Source organism: Cryptosporangium minutisporangium, assembly GCF_039536245.1.
GTDB lineage: Bacteria > Actinomycetota > Actinomycetes > Mycobacteriales > Cryptosporangiaceae > Cryptosporangium > Cryptosporangium minutisporangium.
Genome location: NZ_BAAAYN010000024.1, coordinates 121,246 through 147,318, shown reverse-complemented (window position 1 = coordinate 147,318; position 26,073 = coordinate 121,246). Strand labels below are relative to the sequence as shown.

Sequence of the window (26,073 nt, the reverse complement as noted above, 5' to 3'; positions counted from 1 at the left end):
CGCTAACCCGACACGAGGCTCGGCCGGTGCCGGTTGCGGCGCTGACGGGCTCTTGCCAGGTGCCGGCGTCTAGGCTGAGCCCGTGGACGCCGTGGCGGAACTGCTGGCCGGATGAGTGGCGGCGGGACGAGCGCGCTGGCGCGTGCGGTCGCGGACTGGCAGCCGGAGCTCGTCGAGGTGTCCCGGCGGGTGGATCCGTGGCCCAGCGCCGCGTTCGCCGCCCTGCTCGACGTGGCCGATCCGACGCCGGGCGGGCAACTCCCTCCGCTGTGGCACTGGTTCACGCTGCTCGACCACCCGGCGCAGTCCGCGCTCGGCGACGACGGGCACCCGACCGAGGGCGCCTTCCTGCCGCCGATACCCGATCGACGGCGGATGTGGGCCGGGGGCCGCTTCGAGCAGCGGGCTCCGATCGAGTACGGCGCGAACCTGTCGTCCCGGGCCCGGGTGTCGGAGGTCGCGGTGAAGTCCGGCCGGAGCGGGGAGCTGGCGTTCGTGACCGTGCGGTCCGAGCTCACCGTGGACGGTCGGCAGGTGGCGGTCGAGGAGCAGGACATCGTCTACCGCTCGGGCGATCCCGGCCGGACATCGAACCGACCGGCTGCCGACGAGCCCGCGGGCGACTGGACGCTAGAGGTCGCTACCGATCCGGTTCTGCTCGCCCGGTTCAGCGCGCTGACCTACAACGGTCACCGCATCCATTACGACCGGCCGTACGCGACCGAGGTCGAGGGCTACCCGGACCTGGTCGTGCACGGGCCGCTGATGGCGTTGCTGGCGCTGGAGCTGCCGCGCCGGAACGCCCCGGACCGCCGGGTCGGCCGGTTCTCCTACCGGATCCTCCGCCCCATGTTCGTGCCCACCCGCATCGTCGCGGTCGGAATCCCGTCCGAGAACCGTGTCGAGGTGGCCGTCGGCACCGGACCCTCGCTGACCGCGACCGTCGAACTGGAGACCGGGTGAGCGCGCTCGACGCCGAGGAGCGCGCCATCGTGGACACGGTGCGCGAGTTCGTCGACCGCGAGGTCAGGCCGGTCGTCCGCGAGCTGGAGCACGCGAACACCTACCCCGAGGGCCTCGTCGCGCAGATGAAGCAGCTCGGGATCTACGGGCTGGCGATCCCGCAGCCGTGGGGTGACGCACCGGTCACCATGCCCTGCTACGCGCTGGTCACCGCCGAACTGGCCCGGGGCTGGATGTCGCTCGCCGGCGCGATGGGCGGGCACACCGTCGTCGCCAAGCTACTGCTGGAGTACGGCACGCCGGACCAGCGGGACCGGTACCTCCCGCGGATGGCCACCGGCGAGCTGCGGGCCACGATGGCGCTCACCGAACCCGGCGGCGGGTCGGACCTGCAGAACATGGCCACGATCGCCCGGCGCGAGGGCGACGAGTACGTGATCGACGGGTCCAAGACCTGGATCTCCAACGCACGACGCTCCGGGCTGATCGCGCTGCTGTGCAAGACCGACCCGGCCGCCCGGCCGAGACACACGGGCATCTCCGTGCTGCTGGTGGAGCACGGGCCGGGGCTCGTCGTCAGCAGGGACCTGCCGAAGCTGGGGTACAAGGGCGTGGAGGCCTGCGAGCTGACCTTCGACGGGCTGCGCGTCCCGGCCGACGCGGTGCTGGGCGCGGAGCCCGGCCACGGGTTCGCCCAGATGATGAAGGGCCTCGAGACGGGCCGGATCCAGGTGGCGGCACGCGCGTTGGGCGTCGGGCAAGCCGCGTTCGACGACGCGCTGCGGTACGCCCAGACGCGGGAGTCGTTCGGCAAGCCGATCTGGCAGCACCAGTCGATCGGGAACTACCTGGCCGACATGGCGACGAAGCTCACCGCCGCCCGGCAGCTGATCCTGTACGCGGCCGAGAAGGCGCAGTCCGGGGAGCGGTGCGACCTGGAGGCGGGGATGGCGAAGCTGTTCGCGTCGGAGACCGCGATGGAGATCGCGCTGAACGCGGTGCGGATCCACGGTGGTTACGGTTACTCGACCGAGTTCGACGTCGAGCGGTACTTCCGGGACGCGCCGCTGATGATCGTCGGTGAGGGCACCAACGAGATCCAGCGCAACGTGATCGCGGCCCAGCTCGTCAAGCGCGGACGGCTCGACCACTGACGCTCGCTCAGGCGACGAGAGCAGGCAGCTCGTTGCGCCAGGCCATCTGCAGGATCAGCACGGCGCTCGTCGGTGTTTCGGCCTGCCATCCGACGACGTGCTCGTCGCCGCCGATCTCCTGCACGGTCGCGGACTTCAGCAGCTCGGCGTAGGGCCGCCTGCTACTCGCGGTGGTGCCGCGCGCCAGGGCGTCGCGCAGGTCGGTGGTGTACGCGTCGGCCGCCGCGGACGTCGACCAGGCGGTGCAGGTCACCGCTCGCGGAGTGTCGTCGCCGGTCTTCGGCCGGCGGACGCCGACCGCCACCATCGTCGGGCTGCCCTGCTGCTGCCCGACGACGAAGGTGGCCGCGACGACGTCCCCCAGGCAGTCGGCGAGCGCCGCGACGCGTCGGTCGTCGGCGAGCGTGTCGCCGTCCGCCCGTGCGCTGCCGCTCCGCCCGACGTCGGACACGCGGGCGCCGTTCCCGGCGTAGACGACGTCGCTGCCGTCGGCGCGCACCCGCGCCAGGTGGATCGGGAGCGTGGTGCCGTCGGAGACCGATCCGTCCGGGGACGCCACCAGTTGGTCCCCGTCGGCCTTCCAGCCGGAGGCGGTCAACGTCTTCTCGACGTCGTCCGCGTTCTGCCCGCCGGCGACGACGGCGACGACGGCCGGGGTCCGCCCGGCGCTGATCGTGAACGAGGCCGAGCGGGGCCGCAGCCCCGTGGTCTTCTCGACGGTCTTGAGGTCCCCGGACAGTGCCGGCGATCCGGCCAGTACGAGGCCTCCGAACCCGACGGCCGGGTCGGCGTCGTCGCTCAGTTCGGTGAGCGCGGCGGTGTCGTCGAACGTGATCTGCTGCCGGGTCGTGTCGCTCGCCGAAATCCGCTCCAGCGCACGTACGAGCGCGTTGCTCTCGTCGCCGGGGTCGTCCTTCCCGCCGGACGTGCATCCGTTCACCAGCGCCGTGAGCACGACCAGACCGAGGAGGAGGAGTCGCCGCATGGGCCATTATCGACACACCCGCACCATCGGTCCGTCCCGCCGCAGCTGGGCCTGCCTAGCGTCGGAGGAACGCGTCGAACGCCTCCAGGGCGGGACCGGGATCGCGGCGGCCGACCCCGATGCGGAAGCGATCGGCGGGGACCGGAGCCAGCGCGGAGGCGTAGACCGACGCCGGCAGCAGCAGCACTCCGGTGGTCTCGACCAGCTCCCGGCAGAACGTTTCGACGCCGTCCGGGCCGCGGTAGCGGGGAAAGGCCACGCAGCCCCCGTCCGGGCGTGCCCAGTCGAACCGGTCGGCGTGCGCGGCGAAGAACGCGTCGAACTGCGGCAGGTTCTCCGCGATGATCGCGCGGTTGCGGGCTCGGACGGTCTCGCCGGCTCGGAGCGCGACCGCGGCCAGCAGCTCACTCGGCCCGGCGTTGCAGATCGACGTGTAGTGCTTGTGCCGTTCCAGCGTCTCCAGGAGGGCGTGGTCGCGGCAGGCGACCCAGCCGATGCGCAGGCCGGGCAGCCCGTAGGACTTCGACAGAACGTTGAGCGAGACCGCGGTCGGGCTGAGGTCGGCGGCCTGGGGAAGCCGCAGCGAGGGGTCGAGCTCGACGCCGCGGTACACCTCGTCGGAGACCAGCCGCGCCCCGTGCTCGGCGCAGAGCTCCACCAGGGCCTGCCAGGTGGCCGCGTCGGGCATCGCGCCGGTGGGGTTGTTCGGGAAGTTGACCGCGACCACCCGGGTGTTCGGACGCAGGGCGGCGCGGACGGCGTCCAGGTCCAGCCGCCACCCGTCGTGCTCGTCGAGCAGGACGCCGGTCACCTCGGCACCCGCCACCAGCGGCACGGTCTCCATCGCCTGGTAGTTCGGGACCGTGACCACCGCGTGGTCGCCCGGACCGACCAGCACCTGCATCAGCCAGAACAGGGCTTCCTCGGCGCCGGCGAACGCCAGCACGTCGTCGGGCGCGCACCGGGTGTACGTGCCGGCGATCGCCGCGCGCAGCTCGTCGGTGCCCCACGTCTCGACGTAACCGAGGGGGAGCGCCATGAACCGCTCGCGGTCGGCGTCGGTACCGAGCGCGAGCAGTTCACCGACGGTGAGCGTCTGGGCGTCCGACGCGGTCAGGTGATAGCGGGCGGCGAACTCCCAGCGGGAGAAGTGCGCTTCGAGCTTGAAATCGGGCATTCTCACGCGCGGACCTCCTTGAGCAGTGCGTACACGGTGGCCCGGGACACGCCGAGCGCCTCGGCGGCCAGGTCGGCGGAGCGCCGGACCGCGAACAGCCCTTCGCGGTCCAGCTGGGCGATCAAGTCCCGGCGGGCGTCGCGGTCGAGTGGCTCCGGGTGGGTGCGGCGGAACTCGTGGACACGCAGCGCGATCTGCTCGCGCCAATCGCGGTCGAACAGGGCCGGTGGGCGGGGCTGCGTGGCGGCGAACAGCGCGCCGGACAGCGCGGCGATCCGGTCGAGGTCGGAACGGTCGAGGTTGACGCAGAGCAGCGCCCGCGGCTCACCGGCCGTGTCGCGCAGCACCGCACTGACCGAGGTGCAGCGCCGTCCGTCCGGCAGCACCTTCTCGTAGGGGCCGATCACCGGGGCGTCGCCGGGCGCGACCGGCAGTTCGTCGAGCAGGGAGTCGTCGCCGATCGCGCGTCCGGAGAGGGGGTTCCACAGCGCGGCGATCCGCTCGGTGGCCAAGTCGTGGACGGCGACCTCGCCGTGCGGGTCGAGGAGGGCCGCGATCGCCGCGCACACCGGTGCGTACGGCGCCAGCCAGGAAGGCGTCACGCTGGACAGACTATCCAGGGGCTGGACGCTTCGTCCAGGCGGGCCGTGCAAGGGCGGTCCCAACCGCGGGCCAACGAGGGTGTGCGTAGCCTCGTCGAATGGAGTTCCGTTCCGCTGCCGACATCGCCGCACGCCTCGGCGAGACCGGCTACCTCTGTGACGACGCACTGGCCACGGTGACCTACCTCGCGCTCGGGATGCGACGCCCGCTGCTGCTGGAGGGCGAGCCCGGTACCGGCAAGACCGCGTTGGCCGAGGCGATCGCGCAGACCATGGCCCTGCCGTTGATCCGGCTGCAGTGCTACGAGGGCATCGACGCCACGCAGGCGCTCTACGACTGGGACTTCGCCCGGCAGATCCTGCACCTGAGGGCGCTGGAGGCCTCCGGCGGCGTCGACGCCGAGCAGGCCGAGAAGTCCCTCTACGACGAGCGCTTCCTGCTGGCCCGGCCGGTGCTGGCCGCGCTCCGGGAGGCGCCCGCGGTCCTGCTCGTCGACGAGATCGACCGCGCCGACGACGAATTCGAGGCGTTCCTGCTCGAAGTGCTCTCGACCTACCAGGTGACGATCCCGGAATTCGGCACGGTCTCCGCCGCGGTGCCGCCGATCGTGCTGCTCACCTCCAACCGCACCCGCGAGCTGCACGACGCCCTGAAGCGGCGCTGTCTCTACCACTGGATCGACCACCCCGGGCTGGAGCGGGAGATCGAGATCGTCCGCTCGCGAGCCCCCGAGGTCTCGGCCGAGCTGAACCGGCAAGTCGTCACCGTGGTGCAGGCGCTCCGCGACGTCGACCTGCAGAAGCCGCCCGGCGTAGCCGAGACGCTCGACTGGGCCCGTGCCCTGCACATGCTCGGTGTCGCGCGGCTCGACCTGGAGTCGTCGGCGCGCACCGTCGGTGCGCTGGTCAAGTACCGGGAGGACGCCGAGAAGGTACGGCACGCCCTGGACCGGATCCTCACGTCGTGACCGAAAGCTCCTGGATCGCAGAGTCGGTCGACCGCGCGGCCACGAGCGAACCGGTGCGCGAGGCGGAGGAGATCCTGCTCGGCTTCACGGTCGCCCTCCGCGCGGCCGGTGTGTCGGTCACCCACGACCGTGCCCAGGCCTACCTCGAAGCGGCGGCGATGGCCGGGCTGGACGACGCGACGGCCGCCTACCACGCGGGCCAGGCGACGCTCTGCGGCTCCCCGGCCGATCTGGATCGGTACGACCAGGTCTACGAGGCGTACTTCGATCACCGCGCCGGGCCCGCACGTCGTCGTCTGTCGTCGCCGCCCTCGCTCCAGACGACGTCGTCGATCCTGCCCGAGTCGGAGACCGGCGGTAGCGGCGACGCGGACGAGGACGTCGTGCAGGCGAGGGCGAGCGCGGCCGAGGTGCTCCGGCACCGCGACATCGCCACCCTGACCGCGAACGAGAAGGCGCGGCTCGCTGCCCTGTTCGGGACGTTGTCGGTGCGGCTGCCGCAGCGCCGGTCCGGACGCCAGCGGCCCTGGCGACGAGGAACACTGGACGCCTCTCGGACCATGCGCGCCAGCCTCCGCCGGATGGGCGAGCCCGCGGCGCTCGAGTGGCGCCGCCACACCCAGCGGCCGCGTCCGGTGGTGCTGCTGGTCGATGTGTCCGGCTCGATGAGCTCGTACGCGGACGCGTTGCTGAGGCTGGCCCACCGCATCGGGCAGGGCGCACGGGGCAGGGGAACGACCGGCGTGGAGACGTTCGCGCTCGGCACCCGACTCACCCGCCTGACCCGCGCCCTGAGCGCCCGCGACCCCGAGCGGGCGCTCGTCGCGGCGGGACAGACCGTGCCGGACTGGTCCGGCGGCACCCGGCTCGGTGAGACGCTCAAAGTGTTCCTGGACCGCTGGGGCCGGCGCGGACTGGCCCGCGGCGCGGTCGTCGTCGTGTTCTCCGACGGCTGGGAGCGGGGTGACGCCGCGCTGCTCGGCGAGCAGATGGCGCGCTTGCACCGCATCGCGCACCGCGTCGTCTGGGTCAACCCCCATCGGGGCAAGTCCGGTTACGAACCCGTCCAGGTCGGCATCCGGGCGGTTCTGCCCTCTGTGGACGATTTCGTGGCGGGCCATTCGCTCGCCGCGTTCGCGGAACTGACCGAGGTGATCGCGCGCGCATAGCTGCGCCCGGCGTCACCCTTCGGTGTTAACGTCACGTTGACTCGCGATCGCAGGGACAACGGAGTTCCGGATGGCCGACGGCGACTTACAGGCGCGCAGGGTGCAGGCCGTGCGCGCCTGGGCGTTGTTCACCGAACACGGAGACGTGGCGGCCCAGGTACGCCCGGAGATCCTCACCAGCTGGGGGCGCTCCCGCGAAGCTCACGTCTCCACCGACGTCGAGGCCGCGCCGATGGCCGACGAGTCCGAGACCGTCGCGGTCTGGAAGGACACTCCGCTGCAGACCGCGGTCGAGGCCGTCGAAGGTGAGCTGCGCCGGACCGCGGAGGACGGCGACCTGGTGATCGCGGTGACCGACGCCGACACCCGGATTCTCTGGACCTACGGCGGCCGGGTGATGCGGAACCGGGCCGAGAGGGTGGGTTTCCTGCCCGGCGGACGCTGGGACGACGAGTCTGTCGGCACCAACGCCCTCGACCTGGCCAACCGCTTGGACGCACCTTCGATGGTGTTCAGCGCCGAGCACTACGCCCGGATCGTCGCCAACTGGGTGTGCTGGGCGGCGCCGGTGCACGACCCGGTGTCCGGCCGGAAGCTCGGCGTCCTCGACCTGTCCACGTCGTGGGACCGCACGCATCCGATCGGGCTGGCCACCGCACGGGTGATGGCTCGGCTGATCGAGACCGCGATCCCGTTCTCGACCGAGCATCCGTCCGCGCAGCCGGAGCAGACCGCCGACCCGGGTCTGGTGATGACGCTGCTGGGCACCGCGGAGGCCCGGCTCGACGGCTACCGGCTGCTGCTCAGCCGGCGTCAGACCGAGGTGCTCGCGCTGCTGGCCCTGCACCCGGAGGGGCTGTCACTCGAGCAGCTGCACGCGATGGTCTACGGCGACCAGGCGATCACGTTCTCCACCCTCAAGGCCGAGGTCAGCCACTTGCGCCAGGCGCTCGGCGGCCAGCTGTCGTCCCGGCCGTACCGGCTGCTGATGCCCGTCGCCACCGACGTCCAGCACGTGCTCGCGCTGATCCGCGGCGGCCACGTCGCGGCGGCGGTCGACGCCTACGGCGGCGACCTGCTGCCCGGCACGAACTCCCCGGCGCTGAGCGAGCTCGCCGACTACGTCGCGGTCGCGCTGCGCGAGGCCCTGCTCGCGGACCCGCAGCCGGACGCGGTGCTGCGCTACAGCCAGGACCTCGCGCCCTACGACCGCGAAGTCGTCGAAGCCTGCCTCGCGCGGCTCCACCGCGCCGGCAGCGGCGGCGGTCCGCATCCGGCGATTCCGCTGCTCAAAGCCCGGCTGGCGGTCGCCGGGCGTTAGCCGGCCGCGTGTCCAACCTTCCGCCAACCGCGCGGTGCCTAGGGTGAGCTGACTCACATCCGGCTGAAGGACGATGGAGCTCCCCCATGACTCGAATCAGCCTCAAAGTCGACGGTGCGACCGTCACCGACGACGTCGAACCGCGCATGTTGCTGGTGCACTACCTCCGCGAACGGCTGGGCAAGACCGGCACCGTCATCGGCTGCGACACCAGCAACTGTGGCGCGTGCACGGTTCACCTCAACGGCCGCAGCGTGAAGTCGTGCAACGTACTGGCGGTCCAGGCCGACGGTGCCGAGGTGACCACGATCGAGGGCCTCGCCAGCAACGGCAGCCTCCACCCCGTCCAGGAGGCGTTCCGTGAATGCCACGGCCTGCAGTGCGGCTTCTGCACGCCGGGGATGATCATGCAATCGGTGGACCTGCTGAAAGAGAACCCCCGGCCGACCGAGGAGGAGATTCGCCTCGGGCTGGAGGGGAACCTCTGCCGCTGCACCGGCTACCACAACATCGTCCGGGCCGTGCAGTACGCCGCCCAGCACTCGGGCGACCCGGTGGGAGGTCAGCAGTGACCGCCGTCGACGACCGCCCCGACGCACTCGCCGCCGAGATCGGCCGCGACCGGCGGCGCAAGGAAGACCAGCGGCTGATCACCGGCCGCACCCGCTGGACCGACAACATCACCCTCCCCGGCATGCTGCACCTGGCGATGGTCCGCAGCCCGTACGCGCACGCGCGCATCGTCAGCATCGACACCTCCGCCGTCGCCGAGGCGCCCAACGTCGTCGCGGTGATCACCGGGCGAGACGTCGAAGAGGAGCAGGGCGGCCTGCCCAACGCCTGGCCGATCACCCCCGACCAGGCCACCCCGGTGCACCCGCCGATCGCTGTGGACCGGGCCACGTTCGCCGGTGAGATCGTGGCCGTGGTGGCCGCGCGGACCGCCGCGGAGGCGCGCGACGCCGCCGAACTGGTGGAGGTCGAGTACGAGGAGCTCCCGGCTGCACTGGACCTGAAGGAGGCCGCCGCCGCGACGCCGGAGAACGGTGGCGCGCTGGCCCACCCCGAGCTGGGCACCAACAAATCGGCGCTGTGGACGTTCGACTCCGCCGAGGCCGGGACCGGCGGTGACGTGGAGGCGGCGATCGCCACGGCCCGCGGCGGCGGGATCGTGCTCGAGCGCGAGTACCGCCAGCAGCGGCTGATCCCCGCGTTCATGGAGCCGCGCTCGGTCGTCGTCGACCCGACCGGTGAGCAGATCACGATGTGGTCGGCCACCCAGATCCCGCACATCCTGCGGTTCCTGCTCGCCGCGGTCACCGGCGTCGCGGAGTCCAAGATCCGGGTGATCGCGCCGGACGTCGGCGGCGGTTTCGGCGGCAAGCTCCAGACGACGCCGGAGGAGTTCATCGCCTTCCTCCTCGCCCGGCGTCTCGGCAAGCCGGTGAAGTACACCGAGACCCGCTCGGAGTCGCTGGTCTCCGCGCACCACGGGCGCGACCAGTGGCAGAAACTGACGCTCGCGGCCGACCGGAACGGGACCGTCACCGGCCTGAAGGTGGAGCTGCTCGCCGACCTCGGCGCGTACGTGGCGCTGGTCGGCGGCGGCGTCCCGGTGCTCGGGGCGTTCATGTTCAACGCGATCTACCGGTTCCCCGCCTACCACTTCGCCTGCCAGACGGTCCTGACCAACAAGACCTGGACCGACGCCTACCGCGGCGCCGGCCGGCCGGAGGCCACGTTCGCGATCGAGCGGATCATGGACGAGCTCGCCGCCGAGGTCGGCGTGGACCCGCTGGTGATCCGGGAGCGGAACTGGATCACCCACGAGCAGTTCCCGTTCACCACCGTGGCCGGGCTCACCTACGACTCGGGCAACTACGAGGCGGCGACGGCTCGCGCCAAGGAGATGTTCGACTACGAGGAGCTGCGAGCCGAGCAGCGGAAGCGGCGCGAGGCAGGCGACCCGGTCCAGCTCGGCATCGGCGTCTCGACGTTCACCGAGATGTGCGGGCTCGCGCCGTCCCGCGTGCTGGGCTCGCTCGACTACGGCGCAGGCGGCTGGGAGCACGCGACCGTCCGGATGCTCCCCACCGGCAAGGTCGAGGTGGTCACCGGTGTGACACCACACGGCCAGGGGCACGAGACGGCCTTCAGCCAGATCGTCGCGGACCGGCTCGGCGTCCCGTTCGAGGACGTCGAGGTGCTGCACGGCGACACCCAGATCTCCGCCAAGGGCATGGACACCTACGGTTCGCGGTCGCTGGTCGTCGGTGGTGAAGCCGTCGTCCGGGCCGCGGACAAGGTGGTCGAGAAGGCGAAGGTCATCGCCGCGCACCTGCTCGAGGCCTCCGTCGAGGACCTGGAGTTCAGCGGTGGCCGGTTCCAGGTCAGGGGAACCGACCAGGGGCTCGGCATCGGCGAGGTGGCGCTGGCGACGTTCACCGCGCACAACATGCCGGACGGTGTGGAGCCCTCGCTCGACTGCGACGCGACGTTCGACCCGGTCAACTTCAGCTTCCCCCACGGCACCCACCTGTGCGCGATGGAGGTGGACACCGAGACCGGGGAGCTGACGATGCGCAAGTACGTGGCGTGCGACGACATCGGCAACGTCATCAACCCGCTGATCGTCGCCGGCCAGGTGCACGGTGGGCTGGTGCAGGGCATCGCCCAGGCGCTCTGGGAAGAGGCCGTGTACGACGAGTCCGGCACCCTGGTCAGCGGGTCGCTCGTGGACTATCTGCTCCCCACCGCGGCCGACACGATCAGCTTCGACGTCGACCACACGACGACGCCCGCGACCAGCAACACGCTGGGGACCAAGGGCGTCGGTGAGGCCGGGACGATCGCCTCGACGCCCGCCGTCGTCAACGCGGTGGTCGACGCGGTCCGCCACCTCGGCGTGCACGACATCCAGATGCCCTGCACACCGGAGCGGGTGTGGAAGGCGGTCCAGGGGGCTTCGGCGCACACGCCCACGCAGGGGGCGGCGATGCCCCACTTTGCCGAAGGCGAACCAGGCCAGCACGGTGATACCGAGCAGCCCGGCACCGACAGCACGGAAGGGACTGGCCAGTGATCCCCGCACAGTTCGACTACCTGGCCCCGACCACGATCGGTGAAGCCGTCGCGGCCCTGTCCCAGCACGGCGACGACGCCAAGCTCCTGGCCGGCGGCCAGAGCCTGCTGCCGGTGCTGCGGATGCGGCTCAACGCCCCCGAGGTGGTGATCGACCTCGGCCGGATCGACGCGCTGCGCGGCATCCGCGACGAGGGCGACGCGATCGTGATCGGCGCGATGACCGAACATTCGGTGGTCGGCTCCGACCCGCTGGTGGCCGAGCACGCGACGCTGATCGCCAAGGCGGTCGAGCACCTCGCCGACGCGCAGATCCGGCACCGTGGCACGTTCGGTGGGGCGCTGGCCCACGCCGACCCGGCCGGTGACCTGGGCGCGCCGGTGCTGGCGCTGGGCGGCCAGTTCGTCGTCACCGGGCCCGGCGGGACCCGGACCGTTGCGGCCGACGAGTTCTTCGTCGGGCTGTTCGAGACCGCGATCGGCGACGACGAGATCCTCACCGAGGTGCGGATTCCCAAGCACACCGGCTGGGGAGCGCACCACGCCAAGTTCGTCCGGATCGCCCACCAGTGGCCGATCGTCGCCGTCGCCGCGACCGTGCGCACCGAGGGCGGCGTCATCGCCGAGGCGAAGATCGGGCTCGCCAACATGGGCTCGACCCCGCTGCGAGCCCGCGCTACCGAGACCGCGCTCGCCGGTGTCCCGGCGGCGGTCGACGCGGTCGCCCCGGCGGCCGCGCGGGCCGCCGAGGGCACCAGCCCGCCGTCGGACCTGAACGGCGACGCCGAGTACCGGCAGCACCTGGCGCGCGTGCTCACCCGACGGGCCGTGCTCGCGGCCGCAGGGGCGTGAGCGGATGGATCTGACCCATCAGTTCCGCGTCCCCGCCGGAGTCGACGAGACCTGGGTCCGGTTCCAGGACGTCGCCGGGCTGGCCGGCTGTTTCCCCGGGGCTCAGGTCACCTCGGTGGACGGCGACGAGTTCACCGGCTCCTGCAAGGTGAAGCTGGGGCCGATCGCGCTGGTCTACAACGGCACCGGCACGTTCACCGGACGGGACGAGAGCGCGCACCGGCTCGTCGTCGAGGCCAAGGGGCGGGACAAACGCGGCAACGGAACGGCGGCGGCCTCCGCGACCGTGACGATGACCGAGGCCGACGGCGGTGGGACCGACGTCGAGGTGGTGACCGACCTCCACGTCACCGGGAAACCGGCCCAGTTCGGGCGTGGGCTGATCCAGGAGGTCTCCGACAAGCTGCTCGGACAGTTCGTGGCCTGCCTGGAGCAGCAGCTGGGGCCGGCGGAGGTCGCCGACACCACCCCGACGCCGTTGGCGGGAACTGGTTCGCCGGCCGGGGTCGATGCGCCGGCCACCGAGCCGGCCGCGCCATCGGCGGGAGCCGGGACGCCCGCGGTCGCACCGGCGTCGACGCCAGCGCAGGGTCGGGTGGACCGGCCCGCGCAGCCGTCGCAGCCGGAGGCGCTCGACCTCGGGGCGACCGTCCTACCGGTCGTGATCCGGTCCTACTGGAAACCGGCGCTCGCCGTGGTGGTGGCGCTGGCCCTGGTCGTCCGCCTGTTCAAACGGCGGGCGCGGCGCTGAGCGCGGACCGTGCGCGGTGGAGTTCCCAGTCGGGGCTCCACTGTGCACGGTCGTGTCGCCGATCTCCTCCGGCAGCCACCACAAGGGGTTCCGCGGCTGGGTGAGACCACGTCGGTCGAGTGGAGGAGCCGGGAGGCGTTGCTCCGGCGGCTGCCGACGAGCGTCACCGCTGACGGCCTGCGACGGCTTCTGGAACCAGTTGAAGGCCGGGGTGTTCGACGGTTCAGCGAAGTGGCGGCCGTGAACCCAGTGGCCGCCTGCGGCCGGCGCGGGCGTTGCCGGGGTCGGCGCGGGCGCCGCCGGGGCAGTTGCGGGCGGTGCGGGGGTGGGCGCGGCCGTCGCCGGTTGGGTCGCCAGCCGCAGCGGGAAGGCCCTGCGGGACGCCCGCACGATCACCCACGCCACCGCGGCGAGCACCAGGGCGACCAACGGCAGCGCCTCGAGCCGGTCCGCGCGGACGATCCGCTCTCCCAACAGCGATCCACCGCCGATGCCGATCTGGAACGCCACGACGTAGACCGCTGACCCCGCGTCCGCGGCGTGCGGTGCGACGCGGAGCACCGCGGCCTGCAGGACGATCGGCGCGGCCGTCATCGCCGCACCCCACGCGAGCACCGCGATGACCGTCGGCACCGGTCCCAGCGCCGGTGCGAGCAGAGCCAGCGCGGCGATGATCACCGTGATCAGCACGCTCAGCAGGAGCCCGGGGTACCGATCGATCCAGCGTCCGATGAGCCAGGTGCCGACCAGACCGGCGGCGCCGAACCCGAGCAGCAGCACGCTCAACGCCGGGCCTTCCAGGCCGGCGTCGCGCCGGACCAGGGGCGCGAGGAAGGTGTAGGCGGAGAACACGCCGGTCATCAGGACGGCGGTGACGCTGCAGACCGCGACGAGCGGCCCCGAGCGCAGGACCAGCACGGCGTTGCGCAGCCGCTGTCCGGCCGGTGTGGCGACGTCGGCCGGCAGCGGCGGCAAGGCCGGTAGCAGGAAGAGCACCGCCGCGACGCAGGCCGCACCGCCCACCGCGAGACCCACCAGCACGAGCCGCCAGCCGAACCACTGACCGAGCGCGGTGCCGAGCGGTACACCCAGGACGATGGCGAGCGAGTTGCCGAGGAAGACCCGCGCGGTCGCCCGGCCGCGGTGCTCCGGCGCGACCAGGCGGGCGGCGACCGGCGCGATCGTCGCCCAGAACATCCCGTGCACCAGCGCGCACATCATCCGCGCCATGACCAGCAGCACGAACGTCGGAGCGAACGCGGCCGCCAGCTGCGAGACCGCGAACGCCGCGATGGTGCAGGCGATCAACCGCCGTCGCGGGACGCGCATCGTCACCGCGGTCAGGGGGACCGACGTCAGCGCCGCAACCGCTGCGTAACTCGTCAGCAACAAACCGATATCCGCCTCGCTGACCGACATGTCGGACGCGATCTCCGGGAGCAGTCCCACCGGAACGGCTTCGGCGGTGACGTAGACGAACGCGGAAGCACCCAAAGCAGTCAGAGCGGCACGGGAGTTCACTGCGACAGGGTAAGCGTGTGCTGAGAGCGAAATCACGGACTTAGAGTGAAAGGAGACAACCAGAGTGCGAGAATGATCCCGCTTGGTTCACAGGACAAAGAGGTCAGTCAGGCTGTCCCGGAGTCGACCGGCTACACGGATTCGGTGACCGACTGACGGCTCAGGTAGATCCGGGTGCTCGTGCCGACCGGCGTGGTGTGCACGCGAACGAGGTCGCTGAGTTGGTTGATCAGCAGGAGCCCGCGGCCCCCCTGGCGGGTGTGGTCGGTGACCGGGATCCGCCCGGCGAGCGGGTCGGCGAGGTACCCACGGTCGGTCAGCTGGCAGATCAGATCCTCGCCGTCGGCCCAGACCGCGAGATGGCCGGTGCCGCCGCCGTGTTCGACGGCGTTCTCGGCGAGTTCCGTGATCACGATCGTGAGATCGACGATCCGCTCGTCCGGTAGGCCCGCGCGCTGGGCGTGCTCGGTGACGAAGCGACGCACGGCCGCCAGGGCCTGCAGACCGACGGTGAGCGTCGCGGCGTCGGCGGGTGGGTCGGACAGCGGCTGATTGAAGCTCGCCGCGACCGCGAGCGGATCGGCGTACTCGGCGCTGTCGAAGCGGAGACCGGCCTCGAGCAGAACCGGGTGCGTCCGGTACGCGTCCTCGACCCACGCCGGATCCAGCGACCCGGTGTCGTACGGGCAGAGGATCGTCGCGGACCGATCGGTGAAGGCGGCGTTGATCAGAGCCTCGTGCTGGGCGCAGGCGGGGTACTCCGACGGGCTGCGGCCGGCCCAGATCGGTTCGCCGATCAGGCGCACGCGCCGCCCGGGGTGGGTGTTCGCGAAGGCGAGCAGCACCGCGGGGATGATGCGGCCCGGATTGCGGCCGACCACCGTCATGTCGCGCAGCAGCACCTGCTCGGCGTCGGCGCCGAGGGCGTCCCGGATCAGGTGCAGGTTCGGTCCGGGAACGGCTACCGCGACGGGTTCCCCGGCGGCGAGCCCTTCGCGGATGAACGGCACGGTGCCGGCCAGGTACTCCTCGTCGTCGCGGTAGAACAGCGCCGGGTGGTCGAACTCGTTGACCGCGGCCGTCATGCACCCACCGCCGCGTCACCCAACTGGAGCCGCTCCGCGAGGCGTGCCCCTGTCATCCGATTACCTCCCGAGCCAAGCGCACCCAACGGGACGGTACACCGGGCGGCCGCCGACGGTCGGGCCCGTCCCGGTCAGGGCCCTCGGCACCGATCGGGTGGTCCCTGCTCGCCGCGGCTGGTACCGCACGCCGGGCNTCCCCCCCGGGCGTCGCGTCGCTCAGGCCACGGGGTTGTCGATCAGCTCGACGCAGGACAGCTTCGCCCGCACCGTGTACTTCTTCCCGTCGCTGCTGACCCAGGCGAGGCAGCCGGCCGACTCGCCGTGCATCCGCGGGAACTCCAGCTTCCCGACCCCTTCACCGTCGACCATGCTGAAGTCGTCGTTGAGCATCGTCACCAGTGAACTGCGGGACAGGTCCTTACCGGCCTTCTCCAGCATCTTCACGAACATGTCGGCCGACCAGTAGCCGTACCCGAGCGGAAGCGTCAGCCGCTGATCCGCCTTCACGGCCCGGATCGCCGCGATCGACTCCTTCATCCGGGGCGTGTCGACCTCCCACGGCTGCATCGACATCAGCTCGTTGCCACCGGCCGCCGCCCGGACCAGGCGCGGGTCGTACATCGTGAAGTCCTGGCGGATGCCGCGGTAGCCGGCGCCGAGCAGCGCCTTGGTCATACCGAGCGTGTTCTGCGCCGTTGTGATCGTCATGACGTACTCGGGCGCTTTGCCGCCGGCGCTGCGCATCACCTCGGTGGCGTACGGGGTGTAGTCCGAGACCGGCGCAGACGTCGCTCCCGGCATCGTGTTCTGCGTCAGGACGAGGTTGCCGCCCTGGGCCTTGATGACGCTCGCGTAGAGGCGTGCGGTCCGCATCGACGACGCGCCGTCGTCGCCGACGACCGCGATCGTGTGGCCCTTGACGGTCTTGTCCGGGAAGAGCTGGCCGACGAAGTGGGCGATGTTCGAGGTGTGCGCCGTGGTGCCCGCGGGGCAGCCGTTGTAGGCGAACGTGTAGTCGCTGTTGCACCAGGCGTCGTCGAATCCGAATCCGAACGTCGGCACCCCCTGCTGTTCGATGAACGGCTTGGTGTTCGCGAGGAAGCTCGACGTCGTCACCAGCGCGAAGACCCCGTCCTGCTGGACCAGCGACCGTACCGCGGTGACCGCGGAGGCGGCGGTCCCGCCGTCGTCGGCGACCTTGTCGACGACGATCTTCCGGCCGTGGACCCCGCCGGCGTCGTTGGCCTGCTGGAACCGGGCCTGGATACCGACGGCCGCGTCGGCGAACTGCTTGTTGCCCACCACCACACCGACGTGGATCTCGGTGTCGCTCAGGCCGGCCGAGTCGTCGCCGACGACCGCCTTGTCGGTGTCGCGGCGACCGTCGGTGGAGGTCGAGGTGCAGCCGGCCAGTACGGCCGCCACGGTGACGGCGGCGCACAGCGCGCGCCCTCCGGCTCGGCGCCATCTTCCGCTGGGTGCCATCGTGCGTGTCGGTGCCATCGGACTCCCTTGTTCGATGTACGGGGGTTTCACTCGGCGGGCACGGGATTCGTGGGGGTCACCGTGGCAGCGCGGACCGCCAGGTAGTCCTCGGCGATCCGGTCGAGGTCGATCTCCGAGCGAGGACCGGTCCAGACGACGCGGCCGGGCGCCATCAGCACGACCTCGTCCGCCAGCCGGAGGGCCTCGGCGGCCCGCTCCTGGATCAGGAGGATCGCGGTGCCCTGCTCCCGCAGCTCGACGATGGCCGCGAAGATCTGCTCGGCCACCTTCGGTGCGAGGCCGAGCGTCGGTTCGTCCGCGAGGAGCACGGACGGCGGGCTGACCAGCGCTGGCGCCAGCGCCAGCATCTGCTGTTCGCCGCCGGAGAGCGCGCCGGCGCGGACCCCGCGGCGGTTCCGGAGCGCCGGGAGCCGGTCGTAGGCGGCCGTCCGAAGCTCCGCGCTACGCATCCGGATCGCCAGGTTCTCCTCGACGGTGAGGCCGGGGAAGATGCCCCGCCCCTCGGGGGCGACGAAGATGCCCCGCGCGCTGCGGCGGAAGGCCGGCTCGCCGGTGACGTCGGAGCCCGCGACGTCGATCGCGCCGGACGTCGGCACGACGAGGCCTCCGGCGACGTTGCAGAGCGTGGTCTTGCCGACGCCGTTCGGCCCGACCAGCGCGACGACGCGTCCCGCGGTGAGCGTCAGGTCGACGCCGTGCAAGACCTCGCGCCCGTCGTAGCCGGCGTGGACGTCGTGCAGCCGCAGTGCGGGTGCCGCGGCTCCCGGCTCCGGAACCGGCCCGGTGGTCCCCGCCGGTGCGGGCGAGACGGGCGCCGCCGCGAGCGTGGGCGGCGTCCGCGGAGGGTCGGAGAGCGACACCGATGCGGCCACCTCATCCGTGGTGGCCGGCCGCAACCGCCGCTCCCGGCGTGCCTTGCGTTCGCGTCGGTGGGCGCCGCTGAGCGCGAGCGCGCCGTCCGGGTTCTGCGCCAGTCCGATGGCGCCCAGACCCAGCAGGGCCGCGAGGAACTCGGGATCCCCGACGAACGACTCCGCGCCCTCGGTCCAGCCGAACAGCGCCACGAGCAACTCGCTCCCGGCCGCGGTGAGGAATCCGGCCAGCAGCGCGCCCGCCGGGCGCCGTACCCCCAGGGTCGCGATCGTGACGAGCCAGATCAGCCCGGCGATCGGCGGCGTGGTGCTGTCGGTGAACGAGCCGGCCTGGAGAACGTAGAGCGACCCGCCGAGCCCGGCGATCGCCGCCGAGAAGGCGAACGTGAGGACCCGTGTCCGGTCCGGAGCCAGGCCGACCGTGCGGGCGGCGATGTCCGAGCTGCGTGCCGCGTAGATCACCCGGCCAGACGCCGAGTGCTGCAGGTTCGTGATCGTCCAGGTGAGTCCGCCGAAGAGGACGAGTACCGCGACGAACATGACGCGCTGGTCCGAGAAGTCCACCGGTCCGAGCGACCCCGCCGTGACCGTCCACCCGGCGGTGGTATTGCGGATCGCGTCGACCTTGAACACCAGCAGGTCGGCGACGAACGCCAGGGAGAGGGTCGCCAGCGCCAGTGCCAGGGCACCGAGGCGGCGGATCGGCAACGCGATGAGGGCGCCGACCGACCCGGCGACCACGGCGGAGAGCACGACGATCGGGATCTCGTGGAGGTAGCCGTCGGGCAGGACGCCGAGGACTCCGACCGGGAACTGGTGGTTGAAGAGCCAGCCGGTGAGGAAGGCCCCGGTGGTCACGAACATGGCCTGAGCCAGGCTCACCATGCCGCCCATCCCGGTGACCACGACGAACGACAGATAGATGACGGCGAACACCGCGCCCAGCGCGAGCAGGTTCTGCCACAGCGGCGACGCCAGGAACAATCCGAACACCAACAACGCGGCGACGACGACCAGCCAGGGCAGTCGGCGACGCCAGACCGGCAGATCGTCGCGGTGATCGGGTGGGGGACTCTCCCGCGCGGACAGCCCACCGAGCCGCCCTTGCCGCCGCGCCAGGATCAGCAGGCCGATGAGCGTCAGCAGGTAGGGCACGGCCGAGCGCAGCCCCGAGAGACCGGCGATGACGTCCGGCAGCACCCGATCCGCGTACCCCGCCACCAGGTTCGCGACGACGCCCAGCAACAGTCCGCCGAGCAGCGCCAGCGGAATCGACCGGAACCGGGCCAGCACGACCGCGCCGAGCGAGCCCAGCACGAGCAGGGTGTAGAGGGTGTCGCCGAGCCCGAACAACGGGCTGATCAGGACGCCGCCGAGCCCGGCCAGCCCGCTGCTGACCGCCCAGGCGGTATCGGAGACGCGTGCGGTGTCGATGCCGCGCAGGATCGCCAGTTCGCGGCGGTCGACGTCGGCCCGCATCGCCAAGCCGATCCGAGTGCGGTTCATCAGCAACCACAAACCGGCGGCGGTCAGCGCCGCCACCACCAGCACCGCGATCTGGTCGGTGTCGAGCACGACGCCGGTGAAGAGCGTCCACCGTTCGGCGGGCACCGGGCCCAGGCCCGGCGTCTCGTACACGTTGTCCGTGGTCGGGAGCGTGCCGCCGTGTTCGTTGATCTGCTTGACGACGAACTGCGCCAGCGCGGGGAGGGCGACGTAGATGCCGATCGTGCCGACGATGCGGGCGTAGACCGGCGCGGTGGCCAGGCGTCGGAACAACAGGCGGTTGAGGAGGATGCCGAGGCCGGGCGCGAACAGCAGCACGCAGATCACGAACGCCGCCCACCGCGGCACGCCCAGCCCGGTGTTGAGCTGGTAGAAGAGGTACGCGGTGACGAACGCGATCGCGCCGTGGGCGAAGTTGAGCGTGCCGGACGACTGGTAGGTCAGCACGATGCCGGACGCCATGATCGCGAAGAGCGCACCGGTCACCGCACCCGACACGACGAGCGCGAGGAGCTCGATCACGCGGCCACCTCGCCGAGGTAGGCGCGGCGGACGTCCGGATTCGCCTGGATCTCCGCGGGCGTGCCCTGCGCGAGCAGGCGACCGGAGTCCAGGACGGCGATCCGGTCGCAGCGCCCGACGATGAACTCCATGTCGTGTTCGATCAGGAGCATCGCGCAGCCGGTCTCGCGTCCGACCGCCTCGATCCGGCTGATCAGGATCGCGGCCTGGTCGGCGTCCATGCCGGAGGTCGACTCGTCGAGCAGTAACACCGCGGGCGGATCGACGATCGCCCGAGCCAGCTCCACCAGACGGGCGACACCGAGTGGTAGGCCTCCGGCGTTCCGGGCGGCGTACTCGCTGATACCGCAGAGGTCGAGTACCTCGCGGACGCGCTCGCGCCGGCTCCGCTCCCGCTGCTGCCGCGCCGGTAACCGGAGCAGGTCGCTGACGAACCCACCGCCTCCGCCGCGCCACTCCAGCGCGGTCAGGACGTTGTCCTCCACCGACAGCCAGCCGAACACCTGCGTCGCCTGGTAGGTCCGGCGCAGCCCGAGCCGGGCGCGGGTGGCGGGGGAGCGGCGGGTGATGTCGTCACCGGCGAACTCCACCGTGCCGGTCGCGGGCGCGCGGAGCCCGGACACCACGTCGAACAGCGTGGTTTTGCCGGCGCCGTTCGGACCGATGATGCCGAGCGTCTCGCCGGGGGACAGGTCGAGGTCCACCGCGTCGAGCGCGACGACGCCACCGAAGCGAACCGTGACGTCCCGCAGCCGGAGCACCGGCGATCTCTCGTGTTCCGCATCGTCATCGGACACGCTGCCTCCTCGCAGTCGTGGCTGGTGAGCGCGTGATCAGGGAATGAGCGTCCCGAACGCGTCGTGGTCGGCGGCCGCTGTGCCGAGGCGGGTCAGCAGGACGCTGGTCACCGCCGGGTCGACCTTGAGCGTGATGCCCCACAGGTAGAAGCCGTGGACGAAGCCGCGCCGGATCCCGCGCCACGCGTCCGCCTCGGACGGCGTCTCGACGCCGCCCGCGCGGAGCCGGTCGAGGTAGTGCCGGACCAGGTCCCGCTCGGTCCGCCTCCGGTCGTCGACGGTCAGCGCGGACGCGAGGTGATAGCCCACGTCGAGGTACCACGGCCCGCGCTGCACCAGTTGCCAGTCGAGGAACGCGGGGCAGCCGGCGCGGTCGAGGTAGACGTTGCCGACGTGGGCGTCGCCGTGGATGACCGACCAGGGCGCCGAGCCGGACGCCTCGTCGGCGAGCGCCCGATACGCCCGGACGAGCCGGTCGGCGTCGCGCACCTCGGCCGGAACGCCCGCGCCGATCGGCCCGGCGAAGTTGTCCCGGATCTCGGTGACGCCGCGCAGCTGCAGGTAGCTGCGGAGCCGCGGTGCCAGCCAGCGGAGGCCGGCGAGCCGGGAATCACCCCAGGTGCTTGCGTGCAGCGCGGCCAGCTGCGCGAGGCTCTCGGCGGCCTGGTCGGGGGTGTACTCGCTGAGCGCGTCGAGGAACGTACCGCCCTCGGCGATCACGTCGTGGGTGATCACCACGCCGTAGCCGTCCGCGGGATCGACGTCCGCGTAGACGCTGTGCAGCGTGCGGACGCCGGCGTAGGCCGCGACGTCCCGATAGAAACCGGCCTCCGGGATCCCGGCGTGCCGGAAGGCGCGGCCGGCGTCGGAGAAGTATCCCTTGGCGCAGAGATCGGAGGAGAGGCCGTCCGGTACGCCGCCCGCGCACTCGATCCGGAACCGGGCGTTGGTCGCGACCCGACTGATCACCGGCCCCGGGACGGCGGCGGTGACGACGACACCCGGGAACCGGCGCCCGAGTGCGGCGGTGAGCCACTCCGGCGAGAGCAGCTCGTCGAGCTCACGGGGGATCGGAACGGTCATGGCACGCTCCAGACCACCGGCACGCTGGTCGGGCCCCGCTCGTACATGCCGATGATGCGCGGCGGCTCGGCGTCGGGATCCAGGCGGAGGCCGGGCAGGCGCTGGAGCAGCGCGGCGATCGCGGTCCGGATCTCGGCACGGGCGACGTGCATACCGAGGCAGATGTGCGCGCCGCCGCCGAAGCCCAGGTTGGCCTGCAGCGGCCGGCCGGGGTCGAACTCGTCGGGACGTTCCCAGCGCTGCGGGTCGCGGTTGGCCGCGCCGAAGCAGACGTGTACGACCGCTCCGCGCGGGATCGGCACGCCGTGCAGCGCGGTGTCGCGGGTCGCGAATCGGCCGAAGGCGGGGTCGGTCGGCATCCACCGCATCGACTCCTCGACCACGGCGCGCAGGAGCTCCGGCTCCGCGCGCACGCGCTCCAGCCAGACGGGGTGGCCGAGCAGGCTCAGCATCGTGATTCCGAGCTGCTTCCAGGTGGTCCCGGAGCCCGCGGCCAGCAGGAGGTAGGCGAAGATCAGCACCTCCGAGTCGGACAGCCGGTGCCGGTCCCCGGTCTCCTCGTCCACCTCGGCCTGCACCAGGACGCTGATCAGGTCGTCCGCCGGCTCGATCCGGCGGGCCTCGATGATCGGCTTGACCAGGCGGCCGAACAGCTCCATGCCCTGTCCGTCCGCGGTGACCGCGGCGCGGATGTCCAGTGCGTCGGGCACGCCGATGCCGAAGCTCCCGCAGATCGTCAGCAGCGGGATCGCGGCGAAGTACTCGACGTTGAGGTCGGCCTTCCCGTTGGCCTCGAACGTGTCGATGAGCGCGTGGACGGTCTGGTCGATCCAGTTCTCGATCCACCAGCGGGCGCGCTTCGGTACGAACGCGGACTGCACCAGGGTGCGGTGCCGCTTGTGGCGGTCACCGTCCATGTAGAGCAGCATCCGTTCGCGCTCGTGCGCCTCGGTGCCCGGTGCGTGCTCCGAGGCCGAGAACGTGTCGACGTCGCGGACGACCTCGTTGCACGTCGCGTAGTCGAACACGGTGAAGTGGGGCCGGTCGGGGTGCGGCAGACCGGAGAAGAACGCCGGCCCGGTGAAGCCGACCAGCTCGCCGGGAGTACCCGGGTGGACCGGTCCGCTCTCGCGCAGCGCGTGGAAGGCGGGGTAGGGATCACCCTCGAACGCGCCGCCTCGGCTCGCGTAGACGCTGCTGCGCAGGTCGAACAGTTCGCGCAGCCGGGCGGGGTCGAGCAGCGGATGGTCGTTGACGGTCATCGGGTGGTCCGTTCCAGGGCCACGACCGGGATGATCCGGTCGGTCCGCTGCTGGTAGACGTCGTAGCTGGGCCAGACGGCGGCCATCAGCCGCCAGAGCCGCTCGCGTTCGGCGCCCTCGGCGGTGCGCGCGACGGCGGTGTACCGATCCGCTTCGACCTGCACTCGGACCTGCGGGTCGGCGACCAGGTTCAGGTACCACTGCGGGTGGGTCGGTGCGCCCCCTTGGGACGCGATCACCACGCCGGTGCCGCCGTCGTCGCCGTAGATCAGCGGGGTGTCGCGGGGGAGGCCGCTGCGGCGCCCGGTCGTGGTGAGGATCAGGGTCGGGACGCCGTTCCAGAGATAGCCCTCCGCGCCGCCGGTTTCCCGGTAGCGGCGGACGTGCTCGGCGCCGAAGAGCGAAAGATCCAGTTCCATACGGGGCTCCAGTTCCATGGGGGCTCCTGAATCAGCGCGCGACGTAGCCGCCGTCGACCGGCAGAAGAACGCCGGTGATGTTCTTGGCGTCGTCGGAGGCGAGGAAGAGCGCGGCCGCCGCACAGTCTTCGGCGGTGACGTAGCGCCCGTTGGGCTGGAGGCCGGCCGCCATCCGCAGGTAGTCCTCCGGAGGAGGGCCCGCACCGATCCGGATGAAGTTGGTGAGCGGCATCGTCCCGGGGCAGATCGCGTTGCAGCGGATGTCCTCCGCGGCGCACTCGATCGCGACCCCGCGGGTGAGCTGGTTGATCGCCGCTTTGGTGGCGCCGTAGAGCACGCTGCCGAAGCCGACCATCCCGGCGATCGACCCGGTGTTCACGATCACCCCGCCGCCGCCCTGGGCCTTGAACGTCCGGACCGCGTGTTTGCAGCCGAAGAACACGCCGCGGACGTTGATCGCCGTCAGCCGCTCGAAGTCCTCGGCGGTGTCCACTTCGAACGTGCTCCCGGGCTTCAGACCGGTGACCCCCGCGTTGTTGAACATGACGTCCAGGCGCCCGAAGCTCTCCGTTGCGGTCGCGACGGCCGCCTCGACGTCGCCTTCGCGCGTGACGTCGCAGTGCTGCGCGACCGCGGTACCGCCGTTCTCGATGACCAACTCGACGGTCTCGGCGGCCCAATCCGCCCGCAGGTCGGCGCAGACCACCCGGGCGCCCTCGGCGGCGAACAGCAGGGCCGACGCGCGGCCGACCCCGGAGCCGGCGCCGGTGATGACGACGGATTTGTCGGTGAGCCGCATCTCAGGCCTCCTGATGAGGGTCGGCGAGGCTGATCGCCTGCGTCGGACAGGCGTCGGCGGCCGCGCGCAGCGCCGCCTCGGGGTCGCGGTCGTCCCCCAGGACGACGCGGTCGTCGGCGTCGAGGCCGAACGTGATCTCGGCGTGGAAGAGACAGGCGCCGCTGCCCTGGCACCGGTCTCGATCCACGGCGACGGCCACGCTCACGACGCCGGCCCCACGACGACGTGTTTGGTCTCCTGGTATTCGCGCAGACCGGCGACCCCCCGTTCGCGGCCGATGCCGCTCTGCTTGACCCCGCCGGTCGGGGTGTAGGCGGTCGCGGCCGACCGGTTGACCTGCACGGTGCCCGACCGGATGCGCCCCGCGAGCGCCAGCCCGGCAGACAGGTCCGCGGTGTAGACGCCGCCGCCCAGCCCGTACTCGGTGTCGTTGGCGATCGCGATCGCCTCGTCCACGTCGCGGTAACCCTGAACGGTGACCACCGGGCCGAACACCTCGCGCTGCGCGACGGGGTTCGAGTTGTCCTCGACGAGTAGGACGGTCGGCTCGACGAAGTAGCCCCGGTCGAGGTGCGAAGGCCGGCCGCCCCCGGCGACGAGCGTGGCGCCTGCCTTGATCCCTTCGGCGACCAGGCCCTCGACCCGCTGCCGCTGGGCGGCGCTGATCAGCGGCCCCACCAGGGTGTTGGCATTGCGCGGATCACCGGGGGACAGCGCCGCGGCGGTGCCCGCCAGGCGCTCCAGCGTCGCGTCCAGCGCGTCCCGCGGGACCAGCACGCGGGTCTGCGCGGTGCAGGCCTGGCCGGAGTGGGACGCGAAGACCGTCGCCGCCCCGGCCCCGACCCGCTCGACGGCGTCCGGCAGGTAGAGCTGCACGGACTTGCCGCCCAACTCGAGCACCAGCCGCTTGACGGTGGGGGCCGCCTGCGCCGCGATCCGCCGCCCGACCGTCGTCGAGCCGGTGAACGAGACGCAGTCGACCCGTGGATCGGAGGTCAACTTCTCCGCGCCGTGGGTGCCCTCCTCGACGATCACGTTCAGGACGCCGGGCGGCAGCTCCGCCGCGACGGCCGCCTCGCCCAGCGCCAGCGCGGTCAGCGGCGTCAGCGGGCTCGGCCGCAGGATCACCGAACAGCCCGCGGCCAGCGCGGAGAAGACCTTCCAGACGTTCGTCTGCAGCGGGAAGTTGTACGGGGTGATCGCGGCGACGACCCCGACCGGCTCGTAGCGCCGGATGCTGAGCAGCACGTCCTTCGCGCCGACCAGATCGGCGAGCGGCAGCTCGTTGTGCTCCCACTCGGGCAGCGTGGCGAACAGCGCGGGGAGCTGCCGTGCCTGGTCGATCGACATGCCGACCTGCGCCCACTGCGCCAGCCGCAGCGGCGCACCGACCTCCCGGACCGCGGTCTCGACGAGCTCCTCGCGGCGGGTGTCCAGCCAGTCCGCCATCCGGCCGAGCGCCGCGACGCGGCCCGCGACCGGAACGGACGCCCACACGCCGGAGACGAAGGCGTCGTACGATCCGGCGATCGCCGCCTCGACCTGTGCGGCGTCCGCGGTGGGGACCGTGGTGAAGACTTCCTCGGTGGCGGGGTCCTCGACCGGCAACGGGTTGCCTCGTCCGGGCACCGGCCGGCCGCCGAGGTACAGCTGCCCGGCCGTGAGATGCGAGGCCATC

23 protein-coding genes are annotated in these 26,073 nt (G+C 71.9%); 9 read left to right on the top strand and 14 right to left on the bottom strand.

What is annotated here, in order from left to right; all coding sequences use genetic code 11:
* The first annotated feature begins 111 nt into the window (after positions 1-111).
* Together ABEB28_RS19690 and ABEB28_RS19685 are read left to right on the top strand one after the other, a co-directional pair.
* A complete protein-coding gene (locus tag ABEB28_RS19690) occupies positions 112-963 on the top strand; it encodes an HTD2 family dehydratase (RefSeq protein WP_345729612.1) in 852 nt (283 codons plus the stop codon).
* A complete protein-coding gene (locus tag ABEB28_RS19685) occupies positions 960-2,117 on the top strand; it encodes an acyl-CoA dehydrogenase family protein (RefSeq protein ID WP_345729611.1) in 1,158 nt (385 codons plus the stop codon). Before ABEB28_RS19690 ends, ABEB28_RS19685 begins: the two co-directional genes overlap by 4 nt.
* Positions 2,118-2,124: 7 nt before the next feature.
* Here ABEB28_RS19685 and ABEB28_RS19680 read toward each other — a convergent pair whose 3' ends face one another.
* From ABEB28_RS19680 to ABEB28_RS19670, 3 genes are read right to left on the bottom strand one after another with little or no spacing between them, the layout of a single operon-like run.
* A complete protein-coding gene (locus ABEB28_RS19680) occupies positions 2,125-3,102 on the bottom strand; it encodes a hypothetical protein (RefSeq protein WP_345729610.1) in 978 nt (325 codons plus the stop codon).
* Positions 3,103-3,157: 55 nt separating this feature from the next.
* Positions 3,158-4,279 carry an aminotransferase class I/II-fold pyridoxal phosphate-dependent enzyme gene (locus ABEB28_RS19675; RefSeq protein WP_345729688.1) on the bottom strand — a complete coding sequence of 374 codons (1,122 nt, stop codon included), beginning with the start codon at positions 4,277-4,279 and terminating at the stop codon, positions 3,158-3,160.
* Between the two features lie 2 nt (positions 4,280-4,281).
* Complete coding sequence (locus tag ABEB28_RS19670; RefSeq protein WP_345729609.1) at positions 4,282-4,881, bottom strand: helix-turn-helix transcriptional regulator; 600 nt, start codon at positions 4,879-4,881, stop codon at positions 4,282-4,284.
* A 98-nt stretch (positions 4,882-4,979) separates the two neighbouring features.
* Here ABEB28_RS19670 and ABEB28_RS19665 point away from each other — a divergent pair, with 98 nt between their 5' ends.
* The 7 genes from ABEB28_RS19665 (at position 4,980) to ABEB28_RS19635 (ending at position 13,023) form a co-directional block, all read left to right on the top strand.
* Positions 4,980-5,849, top strand: coding sequence for an AAA family ATPase (locus ABEB28_RS19665; protein ID WP_345729608.1), 870 nt, complete (start codon positions 4,980-4,982; stop codon positions 5,847-5,849).
* The gene (locus ABEB28_RS19660) at positions 5,846-7,018 is read left to right on the top strand and encodes a vWA domain-containing protein (RefSeq protein ID WP_345729607.1); all 1,173 of its coding nucleotides are present in this window, start codon (positions 5,846-5,848) and stop codon (positions 7,016-7,018) included. The genes ABEB28_RS19665 and ABEB28_RS19660 overlap by 4 nt, the downstream gene beginning before the upstream one ends.
* A 70-nt stretch (positions 7,019-7,088) precedes the next feature.
* Complete coding sequence (locus tag ABEB28_RS19655) at positions 7,089-8,339, top strand: transcriptional regulator (protein ID WP_345729606.1); 1,251 nt, start codon at positions 7,089-7,091, stop codon at positions 8,337-8,339.
* A gap of 86 nt (positions 8,340-8,425) precedes the next feature.
* Entirely contained in the window at positions 8,426-8,911 is a 486-nt protein-coding gene (locus ABEB28_RS19650) for a (2Fe-2S)-binding protein (protein WP_345729605.1), read from the top strand.
* Positions 8,908-11,421: a xanthine dehydrogenase family protein molybdopterin-binding subunit gene (locus ABEB28_RS19645; RefSeq protein WP_345729604.1), complete on the top strand. Its 2,514-nt coding sequence runs from the start codon at positions 8,908-8,910 to the stop codon at positions 11,419-11,421. The genes ABEB28_RS19650 and ABEB28_RS19645 overlap by 4 nt, the downstream gene beginning before the upstream one ends.
* Positions 11,418-12,272 carry an FAD binding domain-containing protein gene (locus tag ABEB28_RS19640; RefSeq protein WP_345729603.1) on the top strand — a complete coding sequence of 285 codons (855 nt, stop codon included), beginning with the start codon at positions 11,418-11,420 and terminating at the stop codon, positions 12,270-12,272. The genes ABEB28_RS19645 and ABEB28_RS19640 overlap by 4 nt, the downstream gene beginning before the upstream one ends.
* A gap of 4 nt (positions 12,273-12,276) precedes the next feature.
* Positions 12,277-13,023 carry an SRPBCC family protein gene (locus ABEB28_RS19635; RefSeq protein ID WP_345729602.1) on the top strand — a complete coding sequence of 249 codons (747 nt, stop codon included), beginning with the start codon at positions 12,277-12,279 and terminating at the stop codon, positions 13,021-13,023.
* Here the strand turns inward: ABEB28_RS19635 and ABEB28_RS19630 are convergent.
* The 11 genes from ABEB28_RS19630 to ABEB28_RS19580 form a co-directional block, all read right to left on the bottom strand.
* Positions 12,925-14,544: an MFS transporter gene (locus tag ABEB28_RS19630; protein ID WP_345729601.1), complete on the bottom strand. Its 1,620-nt coding sequence runs from the start codon at positions 14,542-14,544 to the stop codon at positions 12,925-12,927. The two genes, ABEB28_RS19635 and ABEB28_RS19630, sit on opposite strands and share 99 nt — an antisense overlap.
* A gap of 131 nt (positions 14,545-14,675) precedes the next feature.
* On the bottom strand, positions 14,676-15,629 hold the full coding sequence (locus ABEB28_RS19625; protein WP_345729600.1) for an anti-sigma factor RsbA family regulatory protein: 954 nt from the start codon (positions 15,627-15,629) through the stop codon (positions 14,676-14,678).
* A gap of 216 nt (positions 15,630-15,845) precedes the next feature.
* The gene (locus tag ABEB28_RS19620) at positions 15,846-17,132 is read right to left on the bottom strand and encodes an ABC transporter substrate-binding protein (protein ID WP_345729599.1); all 1,287 of its coding nucleotides are present in this window, start codon (positions 17,130-17,132) and stop codon (positions 15,846-15,848) included.
* 29 nt (positions 17,133-17,161) lie between these two features.
* Positions 17,162-20,035 (bottom strand): ABC transporter permease subunit, encoded by a 2,874-nt coding sequence (locus tag ABEB28_RS19615; protein ID WP_345729598.1) that lies wholly within the window; start codon positions 20,033-20,035, stop codon positions 17,162-17,164.
* Positions 20,032-20,832: an ABC transporter ATP-binding protein gene (locus ABEB28_RS19610; protein WP_345729597.1), complete on the bottom strand. Its 801-nt coding sequence runs from the start codon at positions 20,830-20,832 to the stop codon at positions 20,032-20,034. The genes ABEB28_RS19615 and ABEB28_RS19610 overlap by 4 nt, the downstream gene beginning before the upstream one ends.
* A gap of 36 nt (positions 20,833-20,868) precedes the next feature.
* Positions 20,869-21,915 carry an aminoglycoside phosphotransferase family protein gene (locus tag ABEB28_RS19605; RefSeq protein WP_345729596.1) on the bottom strand — a complete coding sequence of 349 codons (1,047 nt, stop codon included), beginning with the start codon at positions 21,913-21,915 and terminating at the stop codon, positions 20,869-20,871.
* Positions 21,912-23,177, bottom strand: a complete 1,266-nt coding sequence (locus ABEB28_RS19600) for a cytochrome P450 (protein WP_345729595.1) — start codon at positions 23,175-23,177, stop codon at positions 21,912-21,914. The genes ABEB28_RS19605 and ABEB28_RS19600 overlap by 4 nt, the downstream gene beginning before the upstream one ends.
* Positions 23,174-23,596, bottom strand: coding sequence for a nitroreductase family deazaflavin-dependent oxidoreductase (locus tag ABEB28_RS19595; RefSeq protein ID WP_345729594.1), 423 nt, complete (start codon positions 23,594-23,596; stop codon positions 23,174-23,176). Before ABEB28_RS19595 ends, ABEB28_RS19600 begins: the two co-directional genes overlap by 4 nt.
* A 31-nt stretch (positions 23,597-23,627) precedes the next feature.
* Complete coding sequence (locus ABEB28_RS19590; RefSeq protein WP_345729593.1) at positions 23,628-24,395, bottom strand: SDR family NAD(P)-dependent oxidoreductase; 768 nt, start codon at positions 24,393-24,395, stop codon at positions 23,628-23,630.
* A gap of 1 nt (position 24,396) precedes the next feature.
* The gene (locus tag ABEB28_RS19585; protein ID WP_345729592.1) at positions 24,397-24,582 is read right to left on the bottom strand and encodes a ferredoxin; all 186 of its coding nucleotides are present in this window, start codon (positions 24,580-24,582) and stop codon (positions 24,397-24,399) included.
* Positions 24,583-24,596: 14 nt separating this feature from the next.
* A complete protein-coding gene (locus ABEB28_RS19580) occupies positions 24,597-26,072 on the bottom strand; it encodes an aldehyde dehydrogenase family protein (RefSeq protein ID WP_345729591.1) in 1,476 nt (491 codons plus the stop codon).
* Position 26,073: the final 1 nt, after the last annotated feature.